We start from the raw sequence: 14715 nt of genomic DNA, 5'->3' as shown, positions 1-14715 counted from the left end.
ATGTTACCCAAAGCCATGCAAATCTCAAACCTATCCCTTAAAAATACGATTAACCGATTTGCAGAAGACCGAGAGGAATATATCAAGGTATTCTGGCTGTTCGGTTATTTGTTCTGCGTAGTATCGGCCTCTACCATGGGTCGAACTGCAGCAGATACCTTATTTCTTAGCCGTTTTGATGCTTCTTACTTATCTACGATGTACTTGCCCCAGGCGGCGACGATGATCCTGATGGGTTTTATATTCCAGAGGTACAGCAGCAAGTTTCGGCTGGATCGTTTGATTCTCGGGTTGATCCCGTTAATTTCGTTTCTCGTGCTTATTTCGCGACTTGGTGTAGGTACAGAAATGCGTTGGGTGTTTCCTGTTATTTATGTCGTGTATGATGTGTTTAATTTTTTGATGATCGTCTGCTTCTGGCAGTTCGCTACCTCAGTGCTCGATCAGCGTAAGGTCAAACGGATGATTGGCTGGGTTGGCAGCGGCGGCATTATGGGAGGCATTTTAAGCGGCTTTGGGTTGAAAGCACTGGTACCGGCTGTCGGCACAGCGAATTTAATTTATTTTTATGCCGGGCTGCAGCTGCTCTGTCTAGTAGCAGTTGTGCAAATTCTACGAATGCTGTCTGCGCCAAAAGAGGTCTTTTCAACCGAAGCGTCTGCGAAGAAACGGCCACCAGCAGCAAGGAAAAAGGTTGAAGCCAAGTCCAGTCTGTTTCAGAACGTGCCTCATTTGAAATACGTGGCGATCATGTCGGCGGCGCTAGTGCTGTCGCTTACCTTAATCGATTATCAATTCAAGGTTATTTTGAAAGAGACGCTGCAAAATGAAGCCTTGGCCGGATTTATGGGCAGCTTTTATGGATATTCGGGACTGTTGGCTTTATTCGTTCAGTTGTTCGTATCGGGTAGGGTGTTAACCCGTTTTGGTGTGATGACGGCACTGCTGGTGTTTCCAATTGCCTTGTTTATGGGCAGCTTTGGTGTGCTGTTGATGCCTGTGCTGGCCATGGCTGTAGCTGTTAAGGGTAGTGATAAGGTTATTGGGGATACAATTTATTCCTCTGTCAGTCAACTGATCATGTTTCCGATTTCACCGGAATGGCGCGGGAAGGCAAAAGGTTTTCTGGACGGTATCGTGCGTAATGGAGCGAAGGGACTGGCTGCGCTCTGCTTGCTTGTTGTCTCCCGGCTGTTTGCTCCAGAGCAGCTTAGTTATATCATTCTGGTGCTGCTTGCCATCTGCATCGCGGCTGCGATCAAGGTAAAGGGTGCATATTTGAAGACACTGCTGTATACGCTGCAAACGGGCAATGATGACCTGGAGAAGGCAGAGCTCAATATGATGGACCCGTCAAGCCGCTTGCTGTTGGTTAATGCTTTATCGAGTCCCGACAAGCAGCAGGTGCTTTATGCACTCCGTCTGCTAAATGGGCTGGATTCGTTTGATATGAAGCCGTTTCTCCCTGCGCTGCTGCAGCACCCTGCGGCCGAGGTTTGTTCCGAGGCATTGATCTATGTAGAGCGAGTGAAGCCGGATGGGCTGGAGCCTATGCTGCAGCAGCTGTTAGTTGAAGGGGGCCAGCAGGTACGAGCGAGAGCCTTGGTAGCACTGGCTGCATATGCGAAGGACGAGTATGTCGATGAAATTACAAGCTATCTGGAGAACCCGGAAGTTCGCATGAGAGCGGCAGCGATTGTCGGACTTGTGAAATATTATGGGGTCGAAGGCATGTTCCGCGCTGTAGGGACACTGAAGCAGCTGCTGGAAAGTATCCATGAGGAAGAACGGATGGCGATGGCTGTATTGTTTGGACAAATCGGAATTGCCAGCTTCTATAAGCCGCTGCTTGCTCTGCTTAAGGACGCTGCCCCACAGGTACGTATTGGTGCGCTGGAATCTGCGGCTGTACTGCAGGTACTGGAGCTGGTTCCTTACATTGTTCCTCTGCTGGACAAAAGCGAGACCCGCAGCTATGCGGTTGCTGCGTTAGCAGCTTATGAGGAAAAGCTAATCCTGCCGCTGCTTGAGCCTTATCTGGCTGAGCATGCTGCTCTGTATTTGCCGCAAGTATACGAACGAATCGGTACCCAGCAGTCATTTGATAGACTGATGTCGTTCTACGTATCTGCTCGTTTTGAACTGCGCGACAAAATTCTGGAAGCCTTGCAGAGAATGAACAAGGACCATTGGCGGGTCGATGAGAAGCAGGTTGAAGAGCTTATTCTTGGGGAAATTCAGCTTTACTGGAAATTTGCCGTGCATGGGGCACGTATATCCGGAGTGGAGGATCGCTCCGAAATGCCGCTGATCATCGAGCAAACGCGTCTTTCGGTGTGCAGGCGTATTTTCCAACTATTATCCTTGATCATTGATGCCAAGACCGTACAAGCGGTGTTAGCCAGCTGGTTGTCGGGCGATAGCAGACAGCAGGCAAATTCGACCGAAGTGATGGATCAGATGCTTCAAGGGAACCTGCGTACTGAACTGGCCAGAATGATGTCGACTCCACGTACTTTAACAGGTACAGCTTCACCTGAAAGGTTAAATGAGGACTCCTTGATTTGGCTGTATGAACAAGGTGATCCTTGGCTTCGTCACTGGATTCGTTATATGACCATGCAGAGTCACTCCAGCAGGGCACATGCTTTTATTGAGGAACATGCAAACGCAGAAGAGCAACAACTGTCCTATGAAAGCCTCGTCGATCAGATCGAACGTGTCCGACTTCTGCACAATGTCACCTTATTCCATGGTTTGGTAGCTCGCGATCTTTCGGCAATAGCACCGCGATTACAGAAGCTTAGTCGGGTACAAGGGATGGATATCATTCGTGAGGGCGACCCGGGAGATTCTTTATTCATCATTCACAGCGGTCAAGCTGGTGTATATGTGAATGGACAGCAGGTAAGCAGGTTGAAGGCTGGCGACTGCTTTGGAGAAATGGCTGTTCTGACTCAAGGACTGCGGACGGCAACGATACGGGCAGAAACCGATATCGAGCTGTGGGAGCTGGATTCTACAGCATTGTATGAAATGATGTTCGATCGTACGAGCATTGCGATTGAGATGATGAAGCTGCTTTCACGCAGACTGCGAACCAAGCTGGAACGGGGTGGGCAGGAAGCCATTGATCAGAACACTGTGCAGGAGATTGCAGCGGTGAGCACAGTATCCTCTCCTGATACTGTGGATCAGTCCAAGGATGCGATCATATTGCGGCGTATTCTGGTTTTGCAGAAAATCAATTTATTTGCCCATCTCAGTCAAGATGACTTCATCCGGCTTGCCCAGATCGTTGAAGAAGTCACCTATGGGCCTGGTGAAGTGATCTGCAAAACCGGGGAATTTGGAGACACGATGTACGGAATCATTGAAGGAACCGTCCGCGTCCATAATGGAAATGAAACGTTTGCGATGCTCGGTCAAGGTGATTGCTTTGGGGAGATGGCGGTTATCGACAGCGGTCCACGTTCGGCCGATTGTACATCAACAGACCGTACCGTGCTGCTTGAGCTCCAGCAGGATCAGGTTTTTGCCTTTTGCTTTCAAAACATCGATGTACTGCGCAGCATGATGCGTGTGCTGACAGAACGGATTAAAGGTATGATGTAGTTATATGTCTATCCTGACTGTATGTTGCGCGTGATTATAATGCATTACAAAAAGAACCTCCATTCCACACAGTCAATCAGTGGATATGAAGGTTCTTTTGCTTAAAATTGGGAAGACTCAATGTTAACTAAACTTTGGGTAGGGACGCGATTATTTGGTTTTAGCTTGAAGCAACTCAACGAGCTGTTGTCCGATATTGCCGCCTTGAGGACGCTGCCCGCCTTGACCATTTGCATTGCCTGAGGGATTGGCACCCTCTTTGTTAGCTGCATCACCCTGAGGACGCTGTCCTCCCTGCTTACGCTGCCCGTCCTGGCCTTGACCGGCACCTGCTTGTCCACCTGCTTGATCACCTTGAGGGGGCTGACCAGCTTGTCCGCCATTTGCTCCGCCTTGTCCATTAGCTCTTTGTTTGCTCTTGGCTTGGGCTTCTTCAATGAACTTCTTCTGGTCGGCAGTCAGTGGCGCTAACAGATTGGTTTGCGCATCTGTGCTCAGCTCGCTTTTGGTCACAGCTTCCTGAACAACAGGCAGCATTTTGGCAGCCTGATCCTTCGTAATGGCAAGCCCATCGGATTTATCCATCATAATGAGGGTTTGGAATGTCATCATCATTGTACGCTGGTTCGAATTGGCTGCTGATCCAGGTGCGCCATTTTGTGGCTTGGTTTGATCTGCTGCCGGACTTGTTGTACTTGCCGCAGGCGCTGCACTTGCTGAACTAGACGCACTTGGTGCTGCCGAATTCGTACCACATCCGCTTAATAGTAGGGCTGTTAAAGCACATGCCGCTATCATTTTGGTTGTCTTCATTTCTACACCATCATCTCCTTTAATACCAAATTATAGAACGGTAAACTGAAGACAGACTTAATGGAGTCTGAATGCCAACTTAAAATGCAGACAAGAAGACCATAGCCATGAACCACTTCAATTATGTGTTTTTGCATAATGAGGCGGGCAGTAGCCACCTGAACATCAGCCATGGTTTTTTATGCAACGGAAATAATGATATCTTCAAATTATTATATCGGGCTTCAAATATTCTGATGGAAATCCATCTGTGAATAAGTTATAACTGAAAATAATACGACTACGATGTACAAGGAGCGATAGTGATGATTCATTTGAACAAGTATTGGGAGGATCTGAACGTTCTGCAGGTGAACAGGGAGCCTTCACGAGCTTACTATATTCCATATCAGGATGAGCAATCAGCTTTGTCGCAAAAGAGAGGGCGTTCCCCTTTTTACCAAACTTTAAATGGCGGCTGGAAATTTAAATATCATACCAGTGTTAAATATGTGGAGGATGGATTCTACGGGACCGAGGCCGATGTTAGCGGCTGGGATGACCTGCTCGTACCTTCCTGCTGGCAGACCAACGGTTACGATCAGCTGCAATACAGCAATGTCAATTACGTAATCCCTTGCGATCCACCTCATGTGCCTAATGAAAATCCGGCAGGACTGTATGTACGGGATTTCAACGTATCGGAATCCTGGAACGATAAAGACGGATATGTGGTGTTCGAAGGGGTGAACTCGTGTTTTTACCTATGGGTTAACGGCAAGTTTGTCGGCTACAGCCAAGGCAGCAGAATCCCTGCGGAATTTAATCTGGCTCCCTACCTGACAAGCGGCAAAAATCGGATCGCCGTGATGGTATTAAAATGGTGCGATGGTACGTATATCGAGGATCAGGATTTGTGGAGATTTTCGGGGATTTTCCGTGATGTGTATTTGCTTGCACGGGACCGCGCACATATCCGCGATGTGTTCAATAAGCAGGAGCTGTCGGATGACTTCGGCAAAGCGGTTTTACGAAGTGAGCTGGTAACCACAGGACCGCTTGAAGTAAAGGCCGATTTAAAAAACGCCCAAGGATATCTGGTAGGCGAAGGCAAAGCGCTTATAGATGGCAAAGGCACTATAGAGATCGAGATTACCGCTCCAGAGCTGTGGAATGCGGAAACACCTTATTTGTACCAGCTGTATATTCATGGCGGGGACGAGGTACTGCGGTTTTCTGTAGGCTTCCGCAAGGTTGAAATCATCGACGGTGTGTTCAAGATCAATGGAGCAGCCGTTAAGCTTAAAGGCGTTAACCGCCACGATTCACATCCAGAGCTTGGCCAGACGATTCCACTGAATCACATGATCAAGGATCTGGACCTGATGAAACGACACAACGTGAATACGGTCCGAACTTCTCATTATCCCAATGATCCGCGGTTTTTGGAGCTGTGCAATGAATACGGGTTTTATGTAGTGGATGAAGCGGATTTGGAATGCCATGGTGTGCATAATGCCGGTGATTACCATATGCTGACGAAAAATCCGGAGTGGGAAGCGGCATTTGTAGATCGGATCGAGCGATTGGTGGAACGGGATAAAAATCAGCCTGCCGTTGTGATCTGGTCATTGGGCAACGAGGCGGGCTACGATAAGAATCATATGGCGATGGGCAAGTGGGCCAAAGAGAGGGATGCATCCAGACCGGTTCATTATGAAGGCGTAGATCCGAGGTACAACGGTCATAAAGACAAGGAATTCATTGATTTGGAAGGCCGGATGTATACGTCCACAACGGACATCGAAATTTATGCTTTGGACCCGGCAAGCACCAAACCAATGTTCCTGTGCGAATACAGCCATGCGATGGGTAATGGACCTGGAGATTTGAAAAATTACTGGGATGTTATCTATAAATATCCGTTGTTAATGGGTGGCTGCGTATGGGAATGGAATGATCACGGGATCAAAACCGAAACGGCGGATGGTGTTCCTTTCTTTGCTTACGGAGGCGATTTTGGGGAGAAGCCCCATGATGGGAACTTCTGCATCGACGGACTGGTAAGTCCTGACAGGAAGCCACACATCGGGCTGCTTGAATTGAAAAAGGTTATAGCTCCTGTACGCATCGAGGCGCAGGATTTACACAAAGGTACGATCGCGATTACCAATTTGTATGATTTTATCGACTTGTCGCAGGTTACGATCTATTGGAAGGTAGAGAAGGATGGGCACACAGTGCAGCAGGGTGAGCTTGCAAGCATCGAAGCGGCTCCTCATACTACGCAAACTGCGGTTGTTCCTTATACGCTGCCGAAGGCTTCATCCAGCCGCTATTTCCTGACATTGTCGGTTAGGTCAAAGCAGGATTACCGTTGGGCGGAAGCAGGCTATGAGCTTACATTCGAACAGTTCGAGCTTCCGGTAGCTGCAGTCGTTGAAGAGAGCAGCAAACGGGAAATTCCTGCGATCCGTGTAGATCAGCAGGGTCATACCCTCGTAATAGACGGTTTTGATTTCCGTCACAGCTTTGATATGTATGATGGTACCTTCGTAAGTGTAACGAAGCAGGGTGTAGAGATGCTGCAGGCGCCGTTCGCCTTTAACATCTGGCGGGCTCCGATCGATAATGACCGGAATATTAAACACGAGTGGATGAAGGAAGGCTATGATCGGGCTAAGATGCACGTATACAGCTCCGAAATTGTTAAGCAGACGGGTAATTCGGTAGAGATCTCCGTACAGTATTCGCTGGGAGGTTATATCAAGCTGCCGCTGCTCCACGGTACCGCGCATTGGACTGTAGATGGCACAGGGGCCATCTCGCTGCAGACGAAAGTAAAGGTAAGAGAGAATTTACCCTTCCTGCCGCGCTTTGGTCTGCAATTGACGATGCCGCAAGGAACAGAGGAAGTCGAATATTTCGGGTTTGGCCCGCATGAAAGCTATTCGGACAAGCGGCAAAGCGCGAAGAAGGGTAAATACCTGCTGACGGTGGACGAAATGTTCCAGAACTATGTGATGCCACAGGAAAACGGCTCGCGTTATGGCACGGAATGGGCCATTGTATCCAATGAGCAGGGTATGGGTCTGAAATTCTCCAGCCGCGGCGGTGAGTTTTCCTTGAATGCAGCGCACTTTACACCAGCGGATTTGACAACTGCCACTCATGCGCATGAGCTTAAAAAGCGTAAAGAAACCATTGTCCATCTGGATTACAAGATGAGTGGTGTTGGCTCCAATTCCTGCGGACCGGAGCTTCTGAAGCAGTATCGTTTGGATGAGAAGGAATTTGAATTTAATCTGACGATTATACCCTTGTTCAAAGAGGACGAATAAGCGAATTGTGGATATGTGTGGATAAATTGTGGATAGAATGTGAATAAGTAATCTGATAAACACGAATTAAAGTTGTATTCCTTAAGCAAACAGGCAGCCCAAGGTTTAATCCTTGAGCTGCCTGTTTGCCGTTCTCCGTCTATAGGAGGGCTGGTGATCACGGTATAGAGCTTCGTGCATCATAGCAGGAATATATGTATGGATGTCGAATATTCGAGTAAAATGCTGAAATGGATCCAACGAAATTCATAACCAGGAGGGGGCATCCGACGAATGAAAGCATTGCAGGATAAGATCAGACAAGATGGCATCGTACTGAGCGATCAAGTATTAAAGGTGGATTCGTTCCTGAACCATATGGTCGATCCACAGCTCATGCTGGAGGTCGGACAGGAATTTGTACGGCGGTTTGAAGGGATTACGTTCGACAAGGTACTTACGCTGGAATCGTCCGGAATCGCTCCCGCAGTCATGACTGCCTTAACGCTGCAAGTGCCTATGGTATTCGCGCGCAAGCATAAATCACTAACGCTTAAGGACGATCTTTATGTGGAGACGGTGTATTCCTTTACCAAGCAGGTGCATAATGAAATTACGATTTCCCGTAAATTTTTGGCGCCAGGTGAACGCATATTGATCATTGATGACTTTTTGGCCTATGGCGAAGCGACCTTTGGAATGGCACGGATCATTGAGTCGGCAGGAGCGACGGTTGCAGGTGTCGGTATCGTGATTGAGAAATCATTTCAGGACGGTGCACGCAAACTGAAGGAAGCCGGATATCGCGTAGAGTCGTTGGCCCGCATTGCTTCGCTCGGTGAACAGAAAGTGACGTTTGTACCCTAGGCGTGGTGGATGAATGAGAAATTTAAAAATCAAGCACAAGCTGTTTATATTCATATCGCTCGGGGCACTTCTGACAAGTCTGCTCGGATGGCTGTTTGTTCAGCAGTCGCAAACGTTGTACGAACAGCTTATTTATCGGGAAACGGTCGATAAGTTCCATTTGTTTTCGCAGCGGATTGAAGAGAAATTCAAGGAAATTGATAAGCTGTCGCTGTCTGTGATGGCGGATTCCGACGTGCAGCGGTATTTGAAGGTGATCAAGACCGAACCGGATACGTACGAAGCGTTCGATGCGGCCAATAAATTGAAGCAAAAGCTGTTAACCTTCCATTTGTACGATTATTCGGTATCGTCCATTGTGATCATCGACAGAAATTCCAATTCACATAGTGTTGGGGTCAACGTGGATCGTATGAACTATGCGAATATGGATGAAATTCGGGAGCTGGCTTATGCGCAGGAAGGGGCCAGTATATGGGTTGGCGGCAGGCTGCAGGAGGATGCTTTTTTTTCGGTGCGTGATATTAGAGAAATTCCCGAATTGAATTTGCAGTCACTGGGCACCTTGTTCATTCGTATTCAGGCTGACAAGGCCATCTATGGCTCAGCCGCGGAAAAAAGTACAACCTACGATTCCTCACTGATGATCGTATCGGGTAACGACATTATATATCCCGGCAACACCCGATTAAAGCTGTCTGACCTGCCTATAGATAAATCGAAAGATTACAGCGTCATCACGATCGACAACAATTCTTACCTGGCCGCGCTGTTTACACTCGGTTATACAGGCTGGACCTTTATTCACCTGATTCCGTACGGCTCGATTTTCAAAAATGTCATGATCATGAAAACGGTGCTGCTCGTCTTGTATGCTGTCACCTTGCTGCTGCTGCTGTGGAGTGGTCTACGATTTTCGAAAAGCATTACGAAGCCGCTTGAAGCTTTGACCCAGAAAATGGTGAATGTGGAAAAGGGGCAGTTTGCCATTGATAAGGCAGATTTTCCGGTGAACCGAGATGAGGTAGGCCTGCTGAACCATAATTTCGATAAAATGACCGAGAAGCTGGATAAGCTGATCAACGAGAACTATATCAAGCAAATTATGCTGAAGGAAGCGGAATACGAAACCTTGAAGGCTCAGGTGAACCCGCATTTTTTGTATAACACGCTGGAATCGATCAATTGGCTGGCCAAAATGAATGGACAGCAGGAGATTTCCGGTATGGTCAAAGCGCTTGGGGATATGATGCGGGCAGCGGTGAGCAAGAAGGAATTTGTGACGCTGCAGGAAGAAATAGCGAATCTGAATAATTACATCCACATCCAGCAATTTCGCTTTGAGGAGCGATTGGCCTGTCGTATTGAAATTTCGCCGCAGCTTTACGCCCTTTATATCCCCAGTCTGATTTTGCAGCCCATAGTTGAAAATTGTATCAAATACGGGATCGAGGCTGCGACGGACCGATGTGATATTACGATTCACGCTGATAAGCGGGAGCTGCCGGATCGTCTTGTTCTGACGATTCAGGATACGGGACCCGGTATGGATAAGGAATATTTGGAAAAGTTAAAGCACAATGAAACGAGTGCTGCAGGCACAGGGATAGGCTTGCACAGCATAGACCAGCGTCTCAAAATATTGTTTGGCGACAGCAGCGGTGTTGAAATCGAGACCGGACCCGAGCAGGGAACGATCATCTCTATCGTAATACCTTATCTGACCGATGTTCCAATCTAATCCTTAATGAGGTGGATGTATGCGTGAATTCACGGTGTTTTTGGCAGATGATGAGCGGGTGATCAGAGAAGGCATCGCGATGCTGATCCCTTGGCCGGAATTAGGTCTCAAGTTTATCGGATCCGCTCCAGACGGTATCCAAGCCTATGAGGAGATTGTTCGACTGCGGCCGAATCTGGTCATTACCGATATCAAGATGCCCAAGCTGAACGGACTCGAGCTTATTAAGCGTGTGAAGTCACAGCTGCCGGATACTTTTTTTATCGTACTGTCGGGGTATGGTGAATTTGAATTTGCAACTCAAGCGATGCAGTACGGTGTTAAGCATTACCTGCTGAAGCCGTGCAATGAACAGGAGATTATTCACGTACTGCATGAGGTGATCCGGGAAATGGAGGATCAGCAAAAGCAGGGCGATTTGCTTGCATCCATGCAGCGCCAATTAATAGAAGCCATGCCCAAGGTTCGGGAGCAGTTTTTGCGGGATTGCCTGTTGAACCGGACCTATATTCAGCAGGAAATGGAGCAGTACAAGCAGCTGCTGCAGCTCGAGCATGAGCAGGTTCGGCTGCTTTTATTTGAGCTGGAAGGAAGCTTTGAATATATCGAGCTGTACACGCTCAAGACCATTTCCGAAGAGCAGGGGGCAGTCGGCCAGATTGTGTTGAGTACGATCGTCGGCAACCAGCTGCTGGTGCTGGTAGAGGACGGTGAGCTGTCGGCTGCGGTCGCTTTGACAAGCCGTATCCAGCAGGCTTTCCGGCAGCTGTATCCATTGAATGTCACATTGGCAATCAGTGATTCAGGACGTATTGAGGACATTGCCAAGCTGTACAAAGAGGTCCAAAAATATGTGAAATATAAGTTTTATCTCGGAGAAAACGGGATTATTACGAGCGAATTCGATATGCACGCTCCGCTGTCTTCCATAGAAACGGTAAGCTATGCCTACGACTCTATCGTGCTGGCTGTAAAAATTGGTGAAGCGGACGACGTTCGCAAGGAGCTGCAGGCTTTCTTCGATCACTTGCATGAAGCTCGTGTAGAAATCAATGTGGCGATCAGCTTATGCATCGAGTTAATCACTGTCATTGTCAGAGAAACGTTATTATCACCAATAAACGAGCCATTCAAAAAGATCGTGCCGATCTTAAGCATGTCTACCCTCGACGACATTCACCATTATATAGAGAAGCTCTCTCTGGCCACGGCCAAGGAGCATTTTGAGGCCTACTCGGATAAAAAGCATATGCTGATGACACGGATGACGCAGCTGATTCAGGAGCATTTGGCAAACGAGCAGCTGTCGCTGCAATGGCTGGCCAAAAATTTCTTTTATATGAACGCCGATTATTTGGGCAAATTATTTCGCAAAGAAATGAAAGACAAATTTTCCCCGTATATCACCAGGCTCAGAATCGAACGGGCCAAAGCCTTAATTACCGATAAGCCGGATATCAAAATGTATGAGGTCGCCGAGCAGTCGGGATTTGGCAGTGACCAGCAATATTTCGGCAATGTGTTCAAAAGACATACGGGACAGTCCCCTCTGGAATTCAAAAAAACGCTAAATCGCTAAGCAGCGGACAGCAATATTCTTATCATTTTTATTCGTCTTCACCTGTATAAACACTGTTTTTCACAAAAAAGTATCCGTTTTTTACATACTTTTTTGTGCGTAAAGGGAGTAAACTTAATTCAATTCCTACTATCCCCATAAGATTTAGGAGCGAGGAGCAAAATTGACGATGACCAAACCTAATGTATCCGATAGCTTCATTCGCAATGAGCGGGAAGCGGAAATTGCCGAGCGAGCCGACCAACTGGCAGTGAAGCTGGCCGAAAGAGCACCCAAGCATGATGAAGAGGGCTCATTTCCATTTGAAAATTTTGCGGACTTGCGCCAGGCCGGATATTTGAAGCTGACCGTGCCCAAGCAGTATGGGGGAGATGAAATCTCCTTGTATGAATTGGTGCTGGCCCAGGAGCGGTTAGCCCGCGGCGATGGATCAACCGCGTTGGCTGTTGGCTGGCATATGGGTACGATGCTTCAACACCGGAATACCCGGCCTTGGCCGGAAGCGTTATATGAATGGTTTTGCAGGGAGGTCGTAGACAACGGTGCGATGATCAACCACTTTGCGAGTGAGCGTGCGACGGGCAGCCCAAGCAGAGGCGGAAAGCCCGAAACGACTGCAGTCAAAGCCCCAGACGGCTGGCTGATTACTGGCCGGAAAACGTTCAGCACCTTAAGCCCGATCCTCGAGCACTTCACTGTATCTGCCAGTATTGCGGACACGGATGAGGTCGGTGAGTTTTTTGTTCGCAAGACTTCAGGAGTCAGCATAGAGGAAACATGGAATACACTCGGTATGAGAGCGACAGGCAGTCATGATCTGATTTTGCAGGATGTGTTCGTCCCTGACGACAGGCTGATCAGCAGATCGGGCTCCGTATCGGACAAGAAACGGATTGACGATGGCAACGGCTGGCTGCTGCACATCCCCGCCTGCTACATAGGCATCGCCCATGCAGCCCGCGATTTTGCAATCCAGTTTGCCCGCAGCTACAGACCAAACAGCTTGCCGGGGCCGATCTCCGAGCTGCCGAACATTCAGCAGCAAATCGGGCAGATCGAAGCGGACCTGATTACGGCGCGTACGCTGCTGTATACGGTAGCTGACCGATGGGATCGGGATCCGGAAGGACGAATTGCTTTGAAGCCGGATCTGGGCTTGGCCAAGTACATCGCAACGAACCATTCACTGCGGATTGTTGATCAGGCCATGCGGATTGTCGGGGGTACCAGCTTGTCGCGCAGGCTGCCCTTGGAACGAATGTACCGTGATGTTCGTGCCGGTCTGCATAATCCACCGATGGACGATGTTGTATTGCGCAACCTGGCGCAGCGCGCCTTAACCGAAGAAAGCTAGAGTCCAATACGTACTAATAATAAAAAGGATGTGTAAGTATGCGTAAATCGATGAAACTTAAATTCACTTCCACCTTGCTGATTCTGGCGGCTCTTGCCGGCTGCTCGCAGCCAGCGGCAACCAGCACACCGGCGGCTGGCGGTAAAGCAGCAGAGCCCGCAGCGTCCAGTACACCTGCAGCAGCCAAGAAAGAACCCGTAACCCTAAGAATTACTTACTGGGCAGGTTCGCAGATGACGGTGGACAAAACCAATGCGGTCGTGGAGCTGTTCCAGAAAGCTTACCCGCATATCAAGGTCGAGTCTGAATATTACGCAGGCGATGCCTACTGGGATAAGCTGAACGTACAGGCTGCTTCCAACAGTATGCCGGACGTCGTGCGGATGGATTACTCCAAGATCACGAACTATGTGAATAAAAATTTGCTGCTGCCCTTGGACGATTACATCCAGAAGAAAACGATCAACATGGAAGGTGTTAATCCGATCCATATCGATGGCGCCAAATTTAACGGTAAAGTATACGGGATTAATATCGGTAACAATGCACTGGTATCCTTTTATGATCCGGATGTTTTTGCCAAGGCAGGTGTGACACCTCCTACTCCTAACTACACTTGGGAGCAATACGAGAAGGATTTGAGAACGTTCAAGGATAAGCTGGGTATTTACGGTGATACGCATATGAGCCAAACCCAATTTGCTGTGTGGCTCAGACAACAGGGCAAGAAAATGTACAACACGGCTCAAGACGGGCTTGGCTATGAAGACGATAAAGTGTTTGTCGATTTCTTCGAGCAGCAGCTTCGTTGGCAGAAGGAGGGTCTGATCTCCCCGCTGGGCGTTGAGCTTGAAGTGAGAGGCCTGGAGGATGGTCCCTTCCCTAAAGGACAGGCGGCATACGGCAGCCTGAGCTACTGGAGCAACCACGTTGACATCATGGAAACACAGCTGAAGAAAAAGGTAGGCATGGCGATGTATCCGGGCTCTGGAGACGGCAAGGGCATGTACATCAAGCCGTCCTTCTTCCAATCGATTGCCAAAAGCTCCAAGCATCCTGAAGAAGCGGCCTTGTTCATTGAATTTTTCACGAATAACATCGATGCTGCCAAATCGTTAAACGCATATTTTGGAATGCCTTATCACCCGGCTGTGCTTGAAGGCATGAAAAGCTCATTCTCAGATACGCAGAAGAGAGTTGCCGAATATCTTACTACCGTTGAGAAATATTCGAGCCTGATTGATCCTCCCGATCCGACAGCTGCTGTAGAGGTAGGCAAAGTGTTTAAAAACATCAGTGACGAAATCTTTTTTGAGAAAACGACGCCTAAGCAAGGTGCAGAGAAGTTTAGAAAAGAAGCGAACGCGATTTTGGCGAAAAAGAAATAAGCACAATCCTGTGATGATAACCGCAGCGTATAGGTAAAAGCAAGCAAATGCGTAACAAT

General features: G+C 48.3%; 8 protein-coding genes. 7 read left to right on the top strand and 1 reads right to left on the bottom strand.

The window, feature by feature from the left end:
* Window positions 1–15: 15 nt before the first annotated feature.
* Window positions 16–3615, top strand: coding sequence for an Npt1/Npt2 family nucleotide transporter (locus LRL21_RS22575; protein WP_240418042.1), 3600 nt, complete (start codon window positions 16–18; stop codon window positions 3613–3615).
* 150 nt (window positions 3616–3765) lie between these two features.
* Here the strand turns inward: LRL21_RS22575 and LRL21_RS22570 are convergent, their stop codons facing one another.
* A complete protein-coding gene (locus tag LRL21_RS22570) occupies window positions 3766–4428 on the bottom strand; it encodes a hypothetical protein (protein WP_240418041.1) in 663 nt (220 codons plus the stop codon).
* 305 nt (window positions 4429–4733) lie between these two features.
* On the opposite strand from LRL21_RS22570, the gene LRL21_RS22565 reads away from it, so the two are divergent.
* The 6 genes from LRL21_RS22565 to LRL21_RS22540 all read left to right on the top strand — a co-directional run bounded on the left by LRL21_RS22565 (window position 4734) and on the right by LRL21_RS22540 (window position 14656).
* Window positions 4734–7748: a glycoside hydrolase family 2 TIM barrel-domain containing protein gene (locus LRL21_RS22565; protein WP_240418040.1), complete on the top strand. Its 3015-nt coding sequence runs from the start codon at window positions 4734–4736 to the stop codon at window positions 7746–7748.
* Window positions 7749–8021: 273 nt separating this feature from the next.
* Window positions 8022–8594 (top strand): xanthine phosphoribosyltransferase, encoded by a 573-nt coding sequence (locus LRL21_RS22560; protein WP_240418039.1) that lies wholly within the window; start codon window positions 8022–8024, stop codon window positions 8592–8594.
* Window positions 8595–8607: 13 nt separating this feature from the next.
* A complete protein-coding gene (locus LRL21_RS22555; RefSeq protein WP_240418038.1) occupies window positions 8608–10335 on the top strand; it encodes a sensor histidine kinase in 1728 nt (575 codons plus the stop codon).
* Window positions 10336–10354: 19 nt separating this feature from the next.
* Complete coding sequence (locus LRL21_RS22550) at window positions 10355–11914, top strand: response regulator (RefSeq protein ID WP_240418037.1); 1560 nt, start codon at window positions 10355–10357, stop codon at window positions 11912–11914.
* A 169-nt stretch (window positions 11915–12083) separates the two neighbouring features.
* A complete protein-coding gene (locus LRL21_RS22545) occupies window positions 12084–13268 on the top strand; it encodes an acyl-CoA dehydrogenase family protein (protein WP_240418036.1) in 1185 nt (394 codons plus the stop codon).
* A gap of 38 nt (window positions 13269–13306) precedes the next feature.
* The gene (locus LRL21_RS22540; RefSeq protein ID WP_240418035.1) at window positions 13307–14656 is read left to right on the top strand and encodes an ABC transporter substrate-binding protein; all 1350 of its coding nucleotides are present in this window, start codon (window positions 13307–13309) and stop codon (window positions 14654–14656) included.
* The last annotated feature ends 59 nt before the right edge of the window (window positions 14657–14715 follow it).

It is taken from the genome of Paenibacillus periandrae (assembly GCF_022458865.1).
Lineage (GTDB): Bacteria > Bacillota > Bacilli > Paenibacillales > NBRC-103111 > Paenibacillus_S > Paenibacillus_S periandrae.
The sequence above is the reverse complement of the archived record's forward strand: the minus strand, read 5'-3'. Positions and strand labels throughout refer to the sequence as shown.